This is a genomic window from Pseudomonas sp. St290, from assembly GCF_018325805.1.
GTDB classification, from domain to species: Bacteria; Pseudomonadota; Gammaproteobacteria; order Pseudomonadales; family Pseudomonadaceae; genus Aquipseudomonas; species Aquipseudomonas bijieensis.
On record NZ_AP014703.1, the window covers coordinates 2,398,549 to 2,416,919 of the forward strand.

An 18,371-nucleotide genomic window follows, 5' to 3' on the forward strand; every position below is an offset into this window, starting at 1 on the left:
TTGCGATGCGCTGGGTGTGTATTCTTTTTCCGCAATTGGCGCTGGACGCCGCGCTGCGTCAGCGCCCCGATCCTGACGAGCCCCTGGCCCTGCTGAGCGGTCCGGCCCAGCGCCGGGTGCTGCAAGCGGTGAACGCGCCGGCACGGGCCCTGGGCTTGCGTCCCGGTCAGACCATGACCGCCGCCCAGGCCTTGAGCAAAGGCTTTGCCACCGCCGAATACGATGCGGCGCAGATCGAACACTGGCAACAGTTCCTGGCAGCCTGGGCCTACCGTTTCAGCTCCCAGGTCAGCGTGCATTACCCGCGTACGCTGCTGTTCGAAATCGAGTCGAGCCTGGGCCTGTTCGGGCCCTGGCCGGTATTCGAGGCGCGCTTGCGGGCCGAACTGACCGAGCTGGGGTTTCGGCATCGCATCGTCGCAGCGCCCAATCCGGTGGCGGCGCGGGTGTTGGCCAATGCCTATGACGCCTTGGTGGTGCCCGACGCCGAGACCTTGCAACAGTACCTGGGGCACATGCCCGTGGAGCGGATCGGCCTGGAACCCGACGTCGCCACGGCGTTGTCGCGCATGGGCCTGCGCCGCCTGAGCCAGGTCCAGGCCTTGCCTCGGCAGACCCTGGCACGGCGCTTCGAGGCCCAGGTGCTCAAGCACCTCGATGCGCTGACCGGCAGTCGCACCCTGGCGCTGTCGTTCTACCTGCCGCCAGACCGTTTCGATGTGCGCATCGAACTCAACTATGACGTGCAATCCCATCAGGCGCTGTTGTTCCCGTTGCGCCGCTTGACCGGTGACTTGTCGGCCTTCCTCTGCGGTCGCGACAGCGGTGTGCAGCGTTTTGACCTGCATCTGGAACACGCTGGGTTGCCGGACACGCTGATCAAGGTCGGCCTGCTCAGCGCCGAACGGGATCCGGCGATGCTCTTCGAACTGGCCCGTGGCCGCTTGGAGCAGGTGCAGGTCGAGGCCCCGGTGCGCGGCTTTCGCTTGTGTGCCGAAGACCTGCCGAGCTTCGTGCCCCAGCGCCTGGAATTGTTCGATGAACGCCCGCAGCAGTCATTGCCCTGGGAGCAACTGCGTGAACGCCTGCGGGCCCGGCTGGGGGATGACGCGGTGCAGGGCCTGGGATTTCGCGATGACCATCGGCCTGAATGCGCCTGGCAAATGACAGCCCAGCCCCGGCCCCAGGCCTGCCCGGTGCGCGATGGCGTGCAGCGTCCCGGCTGGCTGCTGAATGAGGCCCAGGTATTGCAGGAAAGCCAGGCTCGAATCCTCATGGGCCCCGAGCGCATCGAGTCCGGTTGGTGGGACGGTGCGGATGTGCGTCGCGACTACTACCTGATCGAAACCCGCAGTGGACAACGAGGCTGGGCCTATCGACCGGCGGGCGAGGGCGGGCTGCTGTGGCTGCAGGGCTGGTTCGCATGAGCGTTGAGTATGCCGAGCTGCATTGCCTGTCGAACTTCAGCTTCCAGCGCGGCGCCTCCAGTGCCCTGGAGTTGTGCCGTCGCGCCAAACAACAGGGCTATCAGGCCCTGGCGATCACCGACGAATGCACCCTGGCCGGGATCGTTCGGGCCTGGCAGGCGGCCAGGGAGCTGGAGCTGCAACTGATCGTCGGCAGCGAAATCCAGGTCGAGGACGGTCCGAAACTGGTGTTGCTGGTGCAAGATCTGGAGGGTTACCAAGCCTTGTGCCGGCTGATCACCCGCGCCCGGCGTCGCAGCGAGAAGGGCCACTACCGCATCGTGCGCGAAGACTTCGACCAGCCTTTGCCAGGGCTATTGGCGTTGTGGGTAGCCGAGGGCAAAGACGCCGAGGAACACGGGCGTTGGCTCCAGCCGATCTTTGCCGGGCGCCTGTGGCTGACGGTCCAGTTGCACTGCGGGCAGGACGACCGCCGCCGGTTGGCCGACTCATTGGTGCTGGCCGAGCGCCTGGATCTTCCGACCGTGGCCAGTGGCGATGTGCACATGCACGTGCGTGGCCGTCGTGCCTTGCAGGACACCATGACTGCCATCCGCCACCATGTCACAGTGGCCGAGGCCGGTCAGCGCCTGCACCCCAACGGCGAGCGCCACCTGCGCAGCCGCAAGGATCTGGCCGATCTCTATCCTCGCGCCTTGCTCGACGAGACGCTGCTCATCGCCCGGCGCTGTACCTTCGACCTCAGCCAACTGCGTTATCAATACCCACGGGAACTGGTGCCTGACGGCCATGATCCGGCGTCCTGGCTGCGGGAACTGACCGAGCGCGGCATGCGTGAGCGCTGGGAGGACGGCGTGGAAGAGAAGGTCCGGCGGCAAATCAACGATGAATTGGAGCTGATCGCCGAACTGGGCTACGACAGTTATTTCCTCACCGTGCAGGACGTCGTCAACTTCGCCCGCGGCCGAAACATCCTTTGTCAGGGACGCGGTTCGGCGGCCAACTCGGCGGTTTGCTACGCCTTGGGCATCACCGAAATCGACCCGAGTCAGACCAACCTGCTGTTCGAGCGATTCCTGTCCCGGGAGCGCAACGAGCCGCCGGACATTGATGTCGATTTCGAACATGAGCGTCGTGAGGAAGTGCTGCAGTACGTGTTCCAGCGCTATGGTCGCCATCGTGCGGCATTGACGGCGGTGGTCAGCAGCTACCACGGCGCCGGGGCGGTGCGCGATGTCGCCAAGGCCCTGGGCCTGCCGCCGGACCAGGTCAACGCATTGGCCGATTGCTGTGGCCGCTGGAGTGACGAGGCGCCGCCGGTGGAGCGCTTGCGTGAAGGCGGTTTCGACCCGGACAGCCCGGTGTTGCGCCGAGTGCTGAGCCTGACCCAGCAATTGATCGGTTTTCCCCGGCATCTGTCCCAGCACCCTGGCGGTTTCGTGATTTCCGAACAACCCCTGGACACCCTGGTGCCGGTGGAAAACGCCGCCATGGCCGAGCGCACCATCATCCAGTGGGACAAGGACGACCTGGACGCGGTCGGGCTGCTCAAGGTGGACATCCTGGCCCTGGGCATGCTCAGTGCGATTCGCCGCTGTTTCGATTTGATCGAGCGCTACCGGGGCGAGCGCTATGCCCTGGCGTCGTTGCCCAAGGACGATCGGGCGACCTACGAAATGATCAGTCGCGCCGACACCATCGGTGTATTCCAGATCGAATCCCGGGCGCAGATGTCGATGTTGCCTCGGCTCAGACCCAAGAGGTTCTACGATTTGGTCATCGAAGTGGCGATCGTGCGGCCCGGGCCAATCCAGGGGGGGATGGTGCATCCGTACCTGCGGCGCAGAAACAAAGAAGAGGCGGTGACTTATCCCTCTGAAGCGCTGGAAAAAGTGCTCGAGCGCACCTTGGGCGTGCCGCTGTTCCAGGAACAGGTCATGCAGATCGCTATCGTCGCGGCCGATTACACCCCCGGCGAAGCCGACCAGTTGCGGCGCTCCATGGCTGCCTGGAAACGTCACGGTGGGTTGGAGCCGCATCGGGAACGCCTGGCCCAGGGGATGAAGAAAAACGGCTACACCGCCGAATTTGCCGCGCAGATCTTCGAACAGATCAAGGGCTTCGGCAATTACGGTTTCCCCGAATCCCACGCCGCCAGTTTTGCCTTGCTGACTTACGCCAGCAGTTGGCTCAAGTGCCACGAGCCGGCGGCGTTCGCCTGTGCCCTGATCAACAGCTGGCCCATGGGTTTCTACAGCCCGGACCAGATCCTCCAGGACGCTCGCCGACATCAATTGCAGATCTGTCCGGTGGACGTGCGCGCCAGCGACTGGGATTGCAGCCTCGAACCCCTGGAAGGCCGGCAACCGGCGATCCGTATGGGCCTGCGACTGGTCAAGGGTTTTCGCGAAGAGGATGCCCGACGTATCGAAACGGCCCGCCGGCAGCGAGTGTTCAGCGACGTGGCCGACCTGGGCGAGCGCGCGCAACTCGATGCCCGGGCCCTGGCGCAACTGGCCGACGCCGGCGCCTTGCAGGGCTTGGCTGGCGATCGTCATCGGGCCCGCTGGGAAGTGGCCGGGGTGCAGAAACAACTGGGTTTGTTCGCCGGCCTGCCCAGCCAGGAGGAACCGCCCGTAGCCCTGCCAACACCCACGGTGGGAGAAAACCTGTTTGCCGATTACACCATGCTGGGCACGACACTGGGGCCCCATCCGCTGGCCTTGCTGCGTCCCGAACTGCGCGCCCGGCGCTGCCGTAGCTCACGGGAATTGCAGGCGGTGGAGCATGGCCGCAACGTCAGCGTCGCCGGGCTGGTCACCGGCCGCCAACGCCCGGGCACAGCCAGCGGCGTGACCTTCGTCACCCTGGAAGATGAGTTCGGCAACCTCAACGTGGTGGTCTGGCGCGACCTGGCCGAGCGCCAGCGCAAGACCCTGGTGGGCGCGCAATTGCTCAGGGTCGACGGGCGCTGGGAAAGCGTCGGCGAGGTCCGCCACTTGATCGCCGGGCGCTTGAGCGACCTGACCGAGTTGCTGGCGGGCATCAATGTTCGCAGTCGCGATTTCCACTAACGCCGGCAGCCATACCGCAACCCCTGTGGCGAGGGGATTTATCCCCGCTGGGTTGCGAAGCAGCCCATGATTCATCGGCCACCGTGGTGTGTCAGACAGGACAGAGGGGTTGCTGCGCAACCCAGCGGGGATAAATCCCCTCGCCACGGGAAGCAGTCCCGATCCAGACAGGTCGTCGTCATCATCTCCCCATGAAACCAAACGCCAACCCAACGCTCGAAGCTCTGAGCGCAAGGCACTCGTGGTATACCAGTTCCCTGCAAGCATTCTTGAGGTTCAGAGTCGACCCATGCAGTTCTTATCCCAGAATCACGGCTGTCCCGGTTGGGGCGGTGAGATGGCCGGACGTATCCGGGCGTTCGATTGGAGCCAGACCGAACTGGGCGCTATCGAGCAGTGGTCCGCCAGTTTGCACAACGCTGTCCAGGTGCTGCTGGCTTCGCCCTTGCCGATGGTCATGTTGTGGGGGCGCCAGGGCTTCATGATCTATAACGATGCTTATGCCGAGTTCGCTGGCGGTCGTCATCCGTACCTGCTGGGGTGCGCCGTGGAGCTGGGCTGGCCGGAAGTGGCCGAGTTCAATCGCCATGTCCTGGACGTCTGCCTGGCCGGTGGCACCTTGTCCTACCGCAGCAAGGAGCTGGTGCTGCTACGCAATGGCAAGCCCGAAGATGTCTGGATGGACCTCTATTACAGCCCGGTGCCCGGTGATGACCAGGCCCCGGCGGGTGTGTTGGCGGTGGTGGTGGAGACCACCGAACATGTGCTGACCGAGCGGGCCCGGCAAACAGCTGAACGCAGTTACCGCGCCGTCAATGAGCGTATCCAGCTGGCCCTTTCGGCCGGGCCCTTGCTGGGATCGTTTGTCTGGGATATCCGGACTGACACACTGTCCGGCGATGAGCGTTTCGCCCGTACCTTCAATTACCCGCCAGACACTCCACTGGACGCACTGCCGATCGAGATCGCCCGCCAGAGCATCCATCCGGATGACCTGGAAGAAGTGAACCAGCGGGTCGAATTGACCTTGCGTACGGGCACGCCCTACAGCGCTGAATATCGGGTGCGTCGCCTGGGCGGTGATTACCTGTGGGTACAGGCCAGCGGACGGTGTGAGTTCGATGCGTCGGGCAAACCCCTGCGTTTCCCGGGGGTACTGATTGACATCAACGAACGCAAGACAGCCGAAGCTTCGCTGCTCAAATTCACCCGCGACCTGGAACAGCGCGTCGCCAACGAGGTGCAGGCGCGGCTGACGGCAGAGGAGCAGTTGCGTCAGTCGCAGAAGCTCGAGGCCATTGGCGGCCTCACCGGCGGCGTGGCTCATGACTTCAACAACCTGCTGCAAGTGATTGCCGGCAATCTGCACTTGCTGGCCCGGCACGAGCGGGACAATGCCAACGTGCAACGGCGGGTCAGTGCCTCCCTTGAAGCCGTGGAGCGTGGTGCGAAGTTGTCATCGCAACTGCTGGCCTTTGCTCGACGCCAGCCATTGTCACCGGCGGTCTACAACCCGCGGCGCATCTACGATGGCATGGGTGAACTGCTACAACGGGCCCTGGGCGAAACCATCCAGATCGAAGTGTCTTTGCCCGATGAGCCCTGGTGCATCCACGTCGATCGCAATCAACTGGAAAATGCCCTGTTGAACCTGGCGATCAATGCGCGCGATGCCATGCACGGCGAGGGCACCATTCGCCTGATCGGCGAGAACATTGTGCTCGATGAGTCGTCCTGTGTCGGCAAGGGCATTCCGGCGGGCGACTATGTGCGATTGTCGGTGATCGATCGCGGCGTAGGCATGCCGCCCGATGTCTTGAATCAGGTATTCGAGCCGTTTTTCACCACCAAGACTGATGGCCAGGGCACTGGGCTGGGGCTGAGCATGGTGTTCGGGTTCGTCAAGCAGAGCGGCGGCCATATCGAGATTTCCAGCAGCCTGGGAGAGGGCACGCGGGCGCAGATGTATTTCCCCCGCAGTCTCCAGCCGGAAGCCGGTGAAGAGGCGCAACACGACCCGCTCCAGTTGGGTGGGCAAGAGATGATTCTGGTGGTGGAGGACAACGAAGAGGTGCGCGGTGCGTCAGTGGAGTTGCTGGAGCAGTCCGGTTACCGGACCCTCACCGCCGCCAATGGTGACGAGGCGATGAAACTGCTGCTGGAGGGGCGCGCGGTGGACCTGATCTTCACGGATGTGGTCATGCCCGGGCTGATCAAGAGTTCCGACCTCGCCGCTTGGGCCAAGGTGCAATCACCACCGGTACCGGTGCTGTTCACCTCGGGCCACACCCGGGACATCATCTCCCGGGACCACCAGTTGAGCCCCGACACTCATTTGCTGAGCAAACCCTACGGCCCGGACGCGCTGACCCGGATGGTGAGAACCGTGCTGGGGCGCTGAGCGCGGCAGCGTAAACAAATGGAACCGAAGCCGTTGCGTCACTTTCGAATGACAAGACCGGTCATCCATCCGGCCCTGCCAAGAACGAGGTGCCTATGAACGACGATCCTGCCACCACCCAGCAACAAGGCCAGACACAAAACCCGACCCCACGTAACGACCCGGCCATCGATCCCCAGGTGCCGACCACCTCGACCGGCGCCCAGCCAGTCAGCCCCGCCGGGACGGACCAGGCCCAGAGCGCCGACAGCGAGGTCGATCAGAAGCAACATCATCAAGACAATGACAATACCTTCAGCCCCGGCTTCAAGCCTGACCCGGACCGGCCAAAGTCCGATGACAGCACTGATGCTGATATCGACACCGACGGTGGCTAGCCGTTACCCGATTCGTGGAACATCGAGTGTGACCCGCCCAGATCGATGAGTGACTGGGCGGACGGCGGCTGTGGCGCCCCAGCGCTTGCCTTTCCAGCGATCCAGCGCAACCAGCACCAGTGACACCCCCATGAATCCCAGCAGCACCATCACCGCGTTGATGAACACCCGTGGATAACCCAGTGTGTCCACTTCGATGAAAGGGTAGGGGTAGGAACCGATAAAGTGCCCCCGCACCAGGGCATAGATGAAATAGACCAGTGGATAGATCAGCCATGGCCAGACATCCCGCCATTCAACCCGAAAACAGGCGACTCGAGAGTGCTGGCGCATCGGCGGATGCGGGTGACTGGAGGTGTTCTTAGGCCTTGAACAAGGCCATCTTCATGGAGACGGCCTTATTCGATGCTTCAGGATTACTTGCTTGGGTGAGCCGCCTGAAGTTTCTTGGCCCCTTCCAGGTGATGCTCCAGGTCTGGCAGCATCTTCTGGGCAAACGCCTTCAGTTCGGTATTGCCAGCCTTTTTATCGTCGGTGACGGTCTCGGCTTCTTTCTTGAACAGGGCGATGGTTTCTTCGTGAGCCTTCACCTGATTGTTGGCATAGGCTGCATCAAAGGACTCGTCCCGCAGGTCGAGGATCTTTTCCTTGGCCTTCTTCACCAGCGTAGTGTCGTCTGGCACTTCGATGTCGTGTTTTTTCGCCAGTGCTTTCAACTCTTCATTGGCCTTGGTGTGATCGCTAATCATCTTCTCGGCGAAGGTCTTGACGTCCGCCGAGGCGCTTTTTTCCAGGGCCAGTTTGCTGGTTTCGATTTCCGCGATGCCACCGGCTGCCGCGTTGTCGACGAAGTCGTTGGAAGTCGCGGCCCAGGCCGAGCCCATGCTGGTGCTCAGGGCAACTGCCAGGCCGAGTTGACGCCAGGTAAATCCGTCCATTGATAAGTCTCCACACAGGTTGAAAGAGCGATTCGTTTCGTCTCTGTTCAATGGAGAGCGGCGCGCCAACAAAGGTTTGATTGGAAGATATCCCGTTACGACGAACGGTCACCGCTGGTCGGATTTGCGGTCGACAGAACCCCGTCGACGAGGCCATCCTGATCATCGACGAGCGCCGTAAAGGCGTCTGCCACCGACCCACTGAAGGAGGTGTTCCATGCCGGTGTCCCACGATTTGTGCCAGGATCTCAACTGCACAAAAGACCACATCCAGCAAAAACGCAGCGAGGATCCAAGGCTCGACTCGTTACTTCAAAAATATTCCCAACTTGATGCCGAGGTGGTCGACGCCGAGAAGCCATCATCGGCGGCACTGTCCGACGATGCCCTGGAGACACTCAAGAAGAAACGCTTGTTGGTCAAAGATAAGATCGCGGAGAAATTGAGGTAGCCGTCAGGCTGGCCTGCTTGTGAGGGGCCTTTATGAAGGGCCCTGAACTATGTCGATGAGCCTGTGGCGAGGGAGCAAACGCCCTCGCCACAATGGGTTTTACAACACCATTCGAAAATCCATCAGGTCAGCGGATCCCAGCGCTGGGACCAGTCGCTGCCAGCCTTGACGATTTCGCGCAGCACTTCGAACGCCTGCTGCAACGCCGCCGAATCCCGGTCCCGGGAATAGACCAGGTAGGTCGGGTAGTTGAACTCCGGTGCCTTGGGCACCCGTTCCAGGATGCCGCTGTCCAGGTAGCTCTGCACCACCCGAGTGCGAAAGTAGCCGCTGCCGCCGTTCTCCAGGATGTACTGCAAGGCCAGGGGACCGAGGTTGAACGTCACGGCAGCCTTGGCCTTGTCCGGTAGGGCGGTGTCGTGCTGGCGACGGAAGTCGGCGCTCCAGTCGATGTACACGTAGGGCTCGGGACAGGTGGCCAGGCGTACCAGGATGAGTTTTTCTTCCAACAGTTGTTCTACTTGCAGGCGCGGCCAATATTCGGGCTGGTACACCACCGCCGCATCCAGCAAGCCCAGTTCCAGCTGTTGCAGCAGCTTTTCACCGTCGCGGATGTCCATGCGCAGGGCATGGCCGGGGATCTTCTGCCGCAGTTCCCCGGCCCAGGCGAGCATCAAGGGGTTGCACAGGCTGACCTCGCCACCCAGATGCAGGACGTTGCGATAGCCCTCAGGCAATGGCAGGTCCCGGCGGGCCGCTTCCCAGGTTTGCACGAGTTGATTGGCGTAGATCACAAAGGCCTCGCCATCTGCGGTCAACCGCGCACCGGCACGGTTACGCACGAACAGCGCGCAGCCGAGCTGGCTCTCAAGCTTCTGCACCCGCGCGGTAATCGCTGTCTGGGTGACGTGCAGCTTGTCGGCCGCGGCGGCTAGGCTGCCGTGGCGGACGATTTCCAGGAAGGTGCGGGCGAGGTCGATGTCCATGGTCAGGCCGATGCGGGGGAAGCGGGCATTGTAAGAGCTGCCACACCTCCCCGATACCGGGAATCATGGAATGGCTTGCGCCTCCGCCATTCGCGCCCAAGGGGCGATCAGGCGTTCGGGTGTGCGGCAGGCCTTGTGCTTGAGCACGAAGCTGCGGCACTTCTCGGCGAAGCCATGGCGATTGTCCACCATGTCGCGGCGCATCTGCGCGAGTTCGCCGTCGCGACACGCCTGGATCGCCGGCAGGCTGCGTTCGGCCTTGCGAACTCGCAGGGTTTCATAGGCTGGATCGAGCAGCGCACTGTTGGCCCGTTGCAACAGCCATAGGCTGAACTCGTCGGGGCACCGTGGTCCGATTTCCTGGACCATGCCGTAGCGCAACGCTTGCAGGGCGCTGATGGGCAGGCAGTCTTGGGTGAGTTTCCAGGCCTGGTCCGGGCCGACCGCCCGGGGCAGGCTGTAGGTCCAGTACTCGGAGCCATACAGGCCCATGGTTGCGTAATGGGGGTTGAGCACGATGTCACTGCGTGCCAGCACGATATCGGCTGCCAGGGCCAGCATGACACCGCCAGCCCCGGCGTTGCCCGTCAGGCCACTGACCACCAGTTGCCGGGCGCGGAACAACTCCAGACAGACGTCATCGATGGCCTGGATGTTGGCCCAGGCTTCCAGGCCGGGATCGGTGGCGGCCTGGATCACGTTCAGGTGTACGCCGTTGGAAAAGCTGCCGCGTCCACCGCGAATCAACAGCACCTGGGTGTCCCGGGACTTGGCCCAGCGCAGCGCCTGTACCAGGCGCTGGCACTGTTCGGTGCTCATCGCGCCGTTATAGAACTCGAACGTCAGTTCCCCCACATGGCCGCATTCCCGATAGCGAATGGGCTGATAGGCCTCATCGCTGAACGGTTGGCGGGCCAGGGAGCTGTCGAGCACCGGGATTCCGTCAAGGCGCTGCGAGAGCACATGGCGTGCCGGTCGCTTGAAGGTCTGTTCGCCGGGCTGCGGCTTGCGGCGCAGGGCGCCGATCCACAGGCTTGCATCCCCTGTCGCCACCAGCACCGCATCGTCGCGTACGGCCAGCAGTTCGCCGGGCAGGCCGCGGCGAACGTCTGGATGGGCGTCGTACAGGTAAAACTGTTCACCGGCCAGGCTCGCGAGCACACCAGGTTGACCGTCGGCGGCGTCGATGCGGCGCTTGATGAACCCGGTGCTGTCGTGCCAGCTGAAGGTGCGGTCGTCCTGGGTCATGTTCGGCTGCAGGCGCCCGATCACCTCGTGACGGCTGTAATCCAGCGGCACCGGGACGAAGCCGGCACGGAATTTGTCCACCACTTCGCGAATGCAACGAATGGCCGCGTCACTGACCGGGCCGTTATACAGCTCCGATTTGCGCAGGCCTTCGGGCAGGTTGAACTCGCAGGTGGCCCACACGGGCCCGGCGTCCATTTCCTCCACCGCCTGCAATGCCGTGACGCCCCAGCGCTCGGGTTGTCGGGTGATGGCCCAGTCCAGGGCGCTGGCGCCGCGATCGCCGACAATTCCGGGATGAATGATCACCACCGGGCGCCGTGGATTGCGCCACAACTGCTCGGGTACGCGGTCCTTGAGGAACGGGCAGATCACCAGGTCGGCGCGGCTTTCTTCGATTTGTCGGCAGACCGAGGCAGGGTCGGTGAACAGCACCACGCTGGGGAGATAGCCGGCCTCGCGCAGGTCCAGCCAGGCGCGTTGGGTCAGACCATTGAACGCGGTCGATAGCAGAATGATCTTCAGTGCGGGCATGAAATTCTCTTCCTTGAGATGAACGGACGCAGGCTCCCGATGAGCCGTCCCTGGCTTTGATGGAAGCGCTAAATTAGCGGTTGTGGGGCGAGTGGCTACTGACGAGGGTCAAGGTTGCGTGTGTTGCGCGGAATCATCGGAGGGTAAAAACACGAATCCCGCCACGGGGCGGGATTCGTTTGCAGCCAAAAAGGCCCGCGAAGAACGCGAGCGCAGTCTCAGCTTGGGAACAGCTCGGACAGTTTCATGGCCAGCATCATGTCGCCTTCGGCGCGCAGCTTGCCGCCCATGAACGCTTGCATGCCGTCGGTTTCACCGCTGACGATGCCCTCAAGGGTTTCGCCGTCCATCACCAGGGTCACCTGGGCATCCGGGTTTTCCCCTTCCTGCAGTTCGCAGGTGCTGTCCTTGACGATCAGCGAGAAATTCTTGGTATCGTCGATGCGGAAACCGAATACCAGGTCCAGGCCGGCAGCGGCGGCTGGGTTGAACTTGGCTTTCATGGCTTGTACGGCGTCGGCTACGGAGGTCATGGTTTCGATCCTTATTTGGGTGGTACAGCAAGGGTCTACAGTAATCCGGACTCAGCGAAAGGTGATGAGGTCCGGGGCCTTCAGCAGTTGCAGGTGGGCATGGCTGTTGAAGGAAGCCAGGGCCACCTCGCGGCCCCTGAATTTCAGGTGGTTGAGCGAGGTGTTGACGATTTGCCAGTTCAGTTCGAAGGCCTGTCGGGCCGGTATCTGGGTGATCAGGTGGAGCAGGGCAGTGATGGTGCCGCCGGAGGTGAACACGGCGATCTTATGGCTGTTGTCGGCTTGCTCCAGGATGCGCTGCAGGCCCGCCTGGACCCGCTCGACGAAACCCAGCCAGCTTTCGAGCCCTGGCGGGTCATATCGACCGCTGAGCCAGCGCTCGACGATCAATGCGAAGATGCGCTGGAATTCGGCGCGATTCTGCGCGGCGTTGCGCAGGATATTCAGCGCCTCGGGCTCCTGGGGGAGCATGTCCGGCAGCAGGGCCCGAATGACCGCGTCAGCGTCGAACTCATTGAACGCGGCGTCTATTTCCAGCCCGGGAACCGGCAATCCGGCGGCGGACATCTGGCCCAGCGCACCGATGGCGGTATCCTGTTGACGACGCAGGTCACCCGAGAGGCAGCGATCGAATACGACACCGAGTTCTGCGAGGTGGCCGCCAAGCACTTGCGCCTGGCGTACGCCATTGGGCGAAAGGACATCGTAGTCGTCCGCACCAAAGGAGGCCTGGCCATGTCGAATCAGATAGATACTGCCCACGTCCGCGTCATCCCGGTACGTTGAAGGTTTGGCGAGGTTATGGGGATGGCGGTGAGCTGTCAATGAAAAAACATACGCTTGTTTGAAATGCCCGTTGCAGCCTTGCCCCGTCTCGCTCGCATCAAGGTAACCACAGGTTTCTTGGCTGGTCGCGGCGCAGACGCATGGGTATGCTGGGGCCGTTACGCGCCTGCGTTCAGTGGCGCATTGCATTTAAGGAGTTGCTGTGGAGTTTTTCATCGAATACGCCGGTTTCCTGGCCAAGACCGTGACGTTGGTGATCGCCATCCTGGTGGTGCTGGCCAGTTTTGCTGCGTTGCGCAGCAAGGGCCGGCGCAAGTCGGCCGGCCAGTTGCAGGTGAGCAAGCTCAACGATTTCTACAAGGGGCTGCGCGAGCGCCTGGAACAGACGTTGCTCGACAAGGATCAGCTCAAGGCCTTGCGCAAGGCCGAAGGCAAGGCTGAAAAGGCCGGGAAGAAGCACAAGGACAAGTCGGCGACCAAGTCCCGGGTGTTCGTGTTGGATTTCGACGGTGACATCAAGGCTTCGGCCACCGAGAGCCTGCGTCATGAAATCACCGCGCTGCTGACCCTGGCGACGCCGAAGGATGAAGTGGTGCTGCGCCTGGAAAGTGGCGGCGGCATGGTCCACAGCTACGGCCTGGCTTCTTCGCAACTGGCGCGGATCCGCCAGGCCGGCGTGCCGCTGACCGTGTGCATCGACAAGGTGGCGGCCAGCGGCGGCTACATGATGGCGTGCATTGGCGAGAAGATCATCAGCGCTCCCTTCGCGGTCCTGGGCTCCATCGGCGTCGTCGCGCAATTGCCCAACGTCAACCGCCTGTTGAAGAAACACGACATCGATTTCGAAGTGTTGACCGCTGGCGAATACAAACGCACGTTGACGGTGTTCGGCGAAAATACCGAGAAGGGCCGGGAGAAATTCCAGGAAGACCTGGACATCACCCATGAACTGTTCAAGAACTTCGTGTCCAGCTACCGCCCGCAACTGGCCATCGATGAAGTGGCGACCGGTGAAGTCTGGCTGGGTGTCGCGGCTCAGGGCAAGGGCTTGGTGGACGAGCTGAAAACCAGCGATGAATACCTGGCCGAGCGGGCCAAGAGTGCCGAGCTGTACCACCTGCACTACGCCGAACGCAAAAGCCTGCAGGAACGCATCGGTATGGCGGCCAGCGGATCTGTTGATCGGGTGCTGCTGAGTTGGTGGAGCCGCCTTACCCAGCAGCGTTTCTGGTAATTCGGGAGCGGGTTCACCGCTAACCCCTGTGGGAGCGAGCCTGCTCGCGATAGCGGCGACACATTCAACATAGATGCAAGCTGGCCCACCGCTATCGCGAGCAGGCTCGCTCCCACAGTGGTTCTGAGGTGGGTTGAAGCTCCGAGTCACCGCCATCCCTTCGTGGGAGCGAGGTGGGTTCAAGTCATCGGAAACAAAAAAGCCCTGAACCGGTACAACCCGGGTCAGGGCTTTTTCATGTCTCAGGTGTCAGCGGCGACGGAACAGCGGCAGCGGCTCGTCAGTGGCGGCCTGGTAGGTCACCGAAAAATCCTTGAGGCTTTCGAGGGCTTCGTAAGGGTCTTTGTCGGCGCGCAAGGCAAAGGCGTCGAAGCCGCAGCGGCGCATGTAGAACAGCTGGTCGCGCAGGACGTCGCCAATTGCCCGCAATTCACCCTTGAAACCATAACGGTCACGCAGCAGGCGGGCGTTGGAGTAGCTGCGCCCGTCGGTGAAAGCCGGGAAGTTCAGGGCGATGACCTGCAACTGGTTGGCGTCCTCGCCAATTTCCTCGGCTTCCTCGTCGGCGTCCAGCCACACGCCCAGGCCGCCGTCGCGGGCCTTGAGGGCGTGGGCATGATCGCGCCACAGGGCCAGGGGCACGATCAGGTCGTCACAATTGGAGATGCCATCGAGGGTCGCGTCCTTGGGCAGCAGGTGCCAGGTTTCGTCGATGACCTCGTTGTTCTTAATGATTCGCTGCATAGACGCGTTCCTTGAAGAGGTCGATGCCAATACGTTGGTAGGTGTCGATGAAACGCTCGTCTTCGGTACGTTGTTCGATGTACACGTCGATCAGCTTCTCGATCACGTCAGGCATGTCTTCCTGGGCAAACGACGGGCCGAGGATCTTGCCCAGGCTGGCGTCGCGGCTACCGCTACCGCCCAGGGAGACCTGGTAGAACTCTTCGCCTTTCTTGTCCACGCCCAGGATGCCGATGTGGCCGACGTGGTGGTGACCACAGGCGTTCATGCAGCCGGAAATGTTCAGGTCCAGCTCGCCGATGTCGAACAGGTAGTCCAGGTCGTCGAAGCGACGCTGGATCGATTCGGCGATAGGGATCGACTTGGCGTTGGCCAGCGAGCAGAAGTCACCGCCAGGGCAGCAGATGATATCAGTCAGCAGGCCGATGTTCGGCGTAGCGAAACCTTGCTCGCGCAGCTCGCCCCACAGGGTGAACAACTGGCTCTGTTCAACGTCCGCCAGGATGATGTTCTGCTCGTGGGAGGTGCGCAGTTGCCCGAAACTATAGCGCTCGGCCAGGTCGGCCACGGCGTCCAGTTGCTTGTCGGTGATATCGCCCGGCGCGACGCCGGTCGGTTTCAGCGACAGCGTCACGGCAACGTAGCCCGGCTTCTTGTGGGCCAGGGTGTTGCGGGTACGCCAGCGGGCGAAGCCGGGATGTTCTTTGTCGAGGGCTGCCAGTTCCGCGTCCTGGTTGCCCAGCGCTTTGTACTGCGGGTCGACGAAATGCTTGGCGACGCGATGCACTTCGGCTTCGGTCAGGGTGGTCTGGCCGCCACGCAGGTGAGCCATCTCGGCTTCGACCTTCTCGGCGAACACTTCAGGCGTCAGGGCCTTGACCAGGATCTTGATCCGCGCCTTGTATTTGTTGTCGCGACGGCCGTAGCGGTTGTACACCCGCAGGATGGCGTCGAGATAGCTCAGCAGGTCCTGCCACGGCAGGAACTCGTTGATGAACGCGCCGACCACCGGCGTACGCCCCAGGCCGCCGCCCACCAGCACACGGAAACCCAGCTCACCGGCCGCGTTGTAGACCGTCTCCAGGCCGATGTCGTGGACTTCGATGGCCGCACGGTCCGAGCTCGAGCCGTTGATGGCGATCTTGAACTTGCGCGGCAGGTAGGCGAATTCCGGGTGGAACGTGGTCCACTGGCGGACGATCTCGCACCACGGGCGCGGATCGATCAGTTCATCGGCGGCGACACCGGCGAACTGGTCAGTGGTGACGTTGCGCAGGCAGTTGCCGCTGGTCTGGATTGCGTGCATCTGCACGGTCGCCAGCTCGGCCAGGATTTGCGGCACGTCTTCCAGGGCAGGCCAGTTGTACTGGACGTTCTGCCGGGTACTAATGTGGGCATAGCCCTTGTCGTAGTCGCGGGCGATTTGCGCCAGCTTGCGCACCTGACGCGAGGTCAGTTGGCCATAAGGCACGGCCACCCGCAGCATCGGGGCGAAGCGCTGGATATACAGGCCATTCTGCAAGCGCAGAGGGCGGAATTCTTCTTCGCTCAGCTCGCCTGCCAGATAGCGTCGGGTCTGATCACGGAACTGCTTGACGCGGTCCTCGATGATCCGCTGATCGTACTCGTCATATACGTACATATAAGTCTCGGTCTCAGGCTTGGGCCGATCAGAAACAGCTGCATGTTGGCTCGCTGGAATCGGGTTCTGCCTCGGCAATTCTGCGCGCACGGCCGCGCACTCCTAGAGGAGCCGGTGCACGATACCTGTTTTGAGTTATGCGCAAAAGTGATGTTTGAGTATATGTAAAGAACCAAATCGACTAATGAGATTGATTATTGCCTAACCCACATTTGTCGTGCGGGCAATCATCGTCTTAACTGTGGACGAGTCCCTATGCAATCACCTACAAAACCGACAAGAGGCGATGCAATGAGCAATCCGACCAAAGCAAGGAAAAGCGACAGTACCGTTGATGCCTGGGCCATTCTGTTCCTGATTATCCTGGTGGTGGGCACCGCAGTGTTCTGGGTCAGTCATCAATAAGTTCGAGTCGTTGCAGGCTACATGAAGGTCTCGCGTGCATGTGCCCGTTCGCCACCCGGGTCGTTATACTGGGTGGCGTATTGTTTGGGGCGGGCGGGATGTCGAAGTTTATCTGCAGGCTACTGGGGCTGTTATGCCTGTCATTCTGGGCGCACGCCCAAGCCGCCAATGCGGCGTCTTCTTCGATCGAGGCTGTGGCTGCCAGGCCGGCGGCTCCTTCAGTCGTATTCCTTAACCCGGGGCATTCCACCGAAACCTTCTGGGTCAGCTATACCGAATTCATGCAAGCGGCGGCCAGCGGACTGGGCTTGCGGCTGCGTGTGGAATATGCCGAACGCGACCCCCAGCTCATGATTCGCCAGGCGCGCGAGGTTATTACGGCGCAAGACCGTCCGGATTATCTGGTGCTGGTCAACGAACAGTATGTCGCCCCGCGAATCCTGCAATTGGCGCAGGGCAGTGGGGTCAAGCTGTTTCTGGTGAACAACACGTTGACCAGCGATCAGAGTCGCCTGTTGGCGGAGGGCGGTACCCTGCCTGCCGAGTTGCTCGGCAGCCTGGTGCCCAACGATGAGCGCAGCGGCTACCTGATGCTCAAGGAGCTGTTGCGTCAGTACGGGCCGCTGGCGCCTGGGCAGACCCTCGACTTGCTGGCATTTTCCGGGAAGAAACTCACCCCTTCGGCGCAACTGCGCGAGAAAGGCTTGCAGCGGGCGCTGGCCGAGCACCCGCAAGTGCATCTGCGCCAGTTGGTCTATGGCGAGTGGAATCGCGAGCGGGCTTATGAGCAGGCGAGCCAGTTGGTCAAGCGTTATCCACAGACCGCGCTGGTCTGGTCGGCCAACGATGAAATGGCCCTGGGCGCCATGCAGGCATTCGAGGAGGCCGGTCGCCAGCCAGGCAAGGACGTGTTGTTCAGCGCGATGAACAGCTCCAGGGCGGCGCTCCAGGCTCGTATCGACGGGCGCTTGAGCGTCCTGTTCACCGGGCATTTCAGCCTGGGCGGCTGGGCCATGGTCATGCTCCATGATCATGCCCAGGGCGTCGATCTCGCGCGTCATGGCGGCTACAACCAGCAGCTCGACCTGATGCAATCGCTCGATCCGGCCCGCGCCCGCGCGTGGCTGAACATGAATCCTGCCAAGGACTACCGCCTGGACTTCAAGCGCTTCAGCCTGGTGTCCCACCCGGATGGCGAGCGCTATGCCTTTTCGCTCGATGCGCTGGGGCGGCGCTAGAGCGGCTCAGATCGAGGCTGGCGAGACGGGGAATATGACTGTTTCGGTTCGAAAGAGAGATCTGGTTCCATACTGTGCAGATACGTTCTATACGCCCGCAAAGTACAACACCAGATTGACGATCCCATACAACGTCAACCCGAAAATCACCGTAAACAGGATGCCGAGGATGATGAAGTGGCTCGGCTTGCCATGGGTGAAGTCGCGGGCGCGGTTTTTCCCGCTTTGCACGCCAAAGGCCGCAGCTCCCACGCTGTGCAGCATTTGCCAGAGGGTGGGCGCCTTATTTTCGGTCGGTTCGTCCATGATGCTCTCCATACACAAGGTCGTATGTGGAGAGCATAGTCAATTGC

The 18,371-nt window shown here is 62.1% G+C and carries 16 protein-coding genes; 7 read left to right on the forward strand and 9 right to left on the reverse strand.

Going from position 1 to position 18,371, the window contains the following annotated elements; all coding sequences use genetic code 11:
* Positions 1-5: 5 nt before the first annotated feature.
* The 4 genes from PBDP_RS10590 to PBDP_RS10605 all read left to right on the forward strand — a co-directional run bounded on the left by PBDP_RS10590 (position 6) and on the right by PBDP_RS10605 (position 7,279).
* Positions 6-1,427 (forward strand): Y-family DNA polymerase, encoded by a 1,422-nt coding sequence (locus PBDP_RS10590; RefSeq protein WP_163854475.1) that lies wholly within the window; start codon positions 6-8, stop codon positions 1,425-1,427.
* Positions 1,403-4,501 carry an error-prone DNA polymerase gene (locus PBDP_RS10595; RefSeq protein ID WP_212802208.1) on the forward strand — a complete coding sequence of 1,033 codons (3,099 nt, stop codon included), beginning with the start codon at positions 1,403-1,405 and terminating at the stop codon, positions 4,499-4,501. The genes PBDP_RS10590 and PBDP_RS10595 overlap by 25 nt, the downstream gene beginning before the upstream one ends.
* Positions 4,502-4,790: 289 nt before the next feature.
* Positions 4,791-6,902, forward strand: a complete 2,112-nt coding sequence (locus PBDP_RS10600; protein ID WP_109751779.1) for a hybrid sensor histidine kinase/response regulator — start codon at positions 4,791-4,793, stop codon at positions 6,900-6,902.
* A 95-nt stretch (positions 6,903-6,997) separates the two neighbouring features.
* Positions 6,998-7,279 carry a hypothetical protein gene (locus PBDP_RS10605; protein ID WP_109751780.1) on the forward strand — a complete coding sequence of 94 codons (282 nt, stop codon included), beginning with the start codon at positions 6,998-7,000 and terminating at the stop codon, positions 7,277-7,279.
* Between the two features lie 3 nt (positions 7,280-7,282).
* Here the strand turns inward: PBDP_RS10605 and PBDP_RS29885 are convergent, their stop codons facing one another.
* Positions 7,283-7,612: a Pr6Pr family membrane protein gene (locus tag PBDP_RS29885; RefSeq protein WP_163854469.1), complete on the reverse strand. Its 330-nt coding sequence runs from the start codon at positions 7,610-7,612 to the stop codon at positions 7,283-7,285.
* A gap of 83 nt (positions 7,613-7,695) precedes the next feature.
* Positions 7,696-8,217: a DUF4142 domain-containing protein gene (locus PBDP_RS10615; RefSeq protein ID WP_109751782.1), complete on the reverse strand. Its 522-nt coding sequence runs from the start codon at positions 8,215-8,217 to the stop codon at positions 7,696-7,698.
* A 217-nt stretch (positions 8,218-8,434) separates the two neighbouring features.
* Here PBDP_RS10615 and PBDP_RS10620 point away from each other — a divergent pair, with 217 nt between their 5' ends.
* On the forward strand, positions 8,435-8,668 hold the full coding sequence (locus PBDP_RS10620; protein WP_109751783.1) for an HP1242/YdcH family protein: 234 nt from the start codon (positions 8,435-8,437) through the stop codon (positions 8,666-8,668).
* Between the two features lie 122 nt (positions 8,669-8,790).
* Here the strand turns inward: PBDP_RS10620 and PBDP_RS10625 are convergent, their stop codons facing one another.
* The 4 genes from PBDP_RS10625 to PBDP_RS10640 form a co-directional block, all read right to left on the reverse strand.
* On the reverse strand, positions 8,791-9,654 hold the full coding sequence (locus PBDP_RS10625; RefSeq protein WP_109751784.1) for a LysR family transcriptional regulator: 864 nt from the start codon (positions 9,652-9,654) through the stop codon (positions 8,791-8,793).
* A gap of 63 nt (positions 9,655-9,717) precedes the next feature.
* A complete protein-coding gene (locus tag PBDP_RS10630) occupies positions 9,718-11,436 on the reverse strand; it encodes a hydrogenase maturation protein (protein ID WP_116831991.1) in 1,719 nt (572 codons plus the stop codon).
* Between the two features lie 218 nt (positions 11,437-11,654).
* On the reverse strand, positions 11,655-11,969 hold the full coding sequence (locus PBDP_RS10635) for an SCP2 sterol-binding domain-containing protein (protein WP_003182883.1): 315 nt from the start codon (positions 11,967-11,969) through the stop codon (positions 11,655-11,657).
* Between the two features lie 51 nt (positions 11,970-12,020).
* Positions 12,021-12,731, reverse strand: coding sequence for a histidine phosphatase family protein (locus PBDP_RS10640; RefSeq protein WP_109751787.1), 711 nt, complete (start codon positions 12,729-12,731; stop codon positions 12,021-12,023).
* A 226-nt stretch (positions 12,732-12,957) separates the two neighbouring features.
* On the opposite strand from PBDP_RS10640, the gene sohB reads away from it, so the two are divergent.
* Positions 12,958-13,989 (forward strand): protease SohB, encoded by a 1,032-nt coding sequence (gene sohB, locus PBDP_RS10645; RefSeq protein WP_163854463.1) that lies wholly within the window; start codon positions 12,958-12,960, stop codon positions 13,987-13,989.
* 249 nt (positions 13,990-14,238) lie between these two features.
* Here sohB and PBDP_RS10650 read toward each other — a convergent pair whose 3' ends face one another.
* Together PBDP_RS10650 and PBDP_RS10655 are read right to left on the reverse strand one after the other, a co-directional pair.
* Positions 14,239-14,733, reverse strand: coding sequence for a DUF934 domain-containing protein (locus PBDP_RS10650; RefSeq protein WP_058543993.1), 495 nt, complete (start codon positions 14,731-14,733; stop codon positions 14,239-14,241).
* Positions 14,717-16,375 carry a nitrite/sulfite reductase gene (locus PBDP_RS10655; RefSeq protein ID WP_116831992.1) on the reverse strand — a complete coding sequence of 553 codons (1,659 nt, stop codon included), beginning with the start codon at positions 16,373-16,375 and terminating at the stop codon, positions 14,717-14,719. Before PBDP_RS10655 ends, PBDP_RS10650 begins: the two co-directional genes overlap by 17 nt.
* 503 nt (positions 16,376-16,878) lie before the next feature.
* On the opposite strand from PBDP_RS10655, the gene PBDP_RS10660 reads away from it, so the two are divergent.
* The gene (locus PBDP_RS10660) at positions 16,879-18,018 is read left to right on the forward strand and encodes an ABC transporter substrate-binding protein (protein WP_163854460.1); all 1,140 of its coding nucleotides are present in this window, start codon (positions 16,879-16,881) and stop codon (positions 18,016-18,018) included.
* Positions 18,019-18,105: 87 nt separating this feature from the next.
* Here the strand turns inward: PBDP_RS10660 and PBDP_RS10665 are convergent, their stop codons facing one another.
* Positions 18,106-18,324 (reverse strand): DUF2970 domain-containing protein, encoded by a 219-nt coding sequence (locus PBDP_RS10665; RefSeq protein WP_063322005.1) that lies wholly within the window; start codon positions 18,322-18,324, stop codon positions 18,106-18,108.
* Positions 18,325-18,371: the final 47 nt, after the last annotated feature.

Coding starts and splice junctions, on each gene's coding strand:
- PBDP_RS10590 (WP_163854475.1), top strand. CDS start 6: ATGCGCTGGGTGTGTATTCTTTTTCCGCAATTGGCGCTGGACGCCGCG.
- PBDP_RS10600 (WP_109751779.1), top strand. CDS start 4,791: ATGCAGTTCTTATCCCAGAATCACGGCTGTCCCGGTTGGGGCGGTGAG.
- PBDP_RS10605 (WP_109751780.1), top strand. CDS start 6,998: ATGAACGACGATCCTGCCACCACCCAGCAACAAGGCCAGACACAAAAC.
- PBDP_RS29885 (WP_163854469.1), bottom strand. CDS start 7,612: ATGCGCCAGCACTCTCGAGTCGCCTGTTTTCGGGTTGAATGGCGGGAT.
- PBDP_RS10615 (WP_109751782.1), bottom strand. CDS start 8,217: ATGGACGGATTTACCTGGCGTCAACTCGGCCTGGCAGTTGCCCTGAGC.
- PBDP_RS10620 (WP_109751783.1), top strand. CDS start 8,435: ATGCCGGTGTCCCACGATTTGTGCCAGGATCTCAACTGCACAAAAGAC.
- PBDP_RS10625 (WP_109751784.1), bottom strand. CDS start 9,654: ATGGACATCGACCTCGCCCGCACCTTCCTGGAAATCGTCCGCCACGGC.
- PBDP_RS10630 (WP_116831991.1), bottom strand. CDS start 11,436: ATGCCCGCACTGAAGATCATTCTGCTATCGACCGCGTTCAATGGTCTG.
- PBDP_RS10635 (WP_003182883.1), bottom strand. CDS start 11,969: ATGACCTCCGTAGCCGACGCCGTACAAGCCATGAAAGCCAAGTTCAAC.
- PBDP_RS10650 (WP_058543993.1), bottom strand. CDS start 14,733: ATGCAGCGAATCATTAAGAACAACGAGGTCATCGACGAAACCTGGCAC.
- PBDP_RS10655 (WP_116831992.1), bottom strand. CDS start 16,375: ATGTACGTATATGACGAGTACGATCAGCGGATCATCGAGGACCGCGTC.
- PBDP_RS10660 (WP_163854460.1), top strand. CDS start 16,879: ATGTCGAAGTTTATCTGCAGGCTACTGGGGCTGTTATGCCTGTCATTC.
- PBDP_RS10665 (WP_063322005.1), bottom strand. CDS start 18,324: ATGGACGAACCGACCGAAAATAAGGCGCCCACCCTCTGGCAAATGCTG.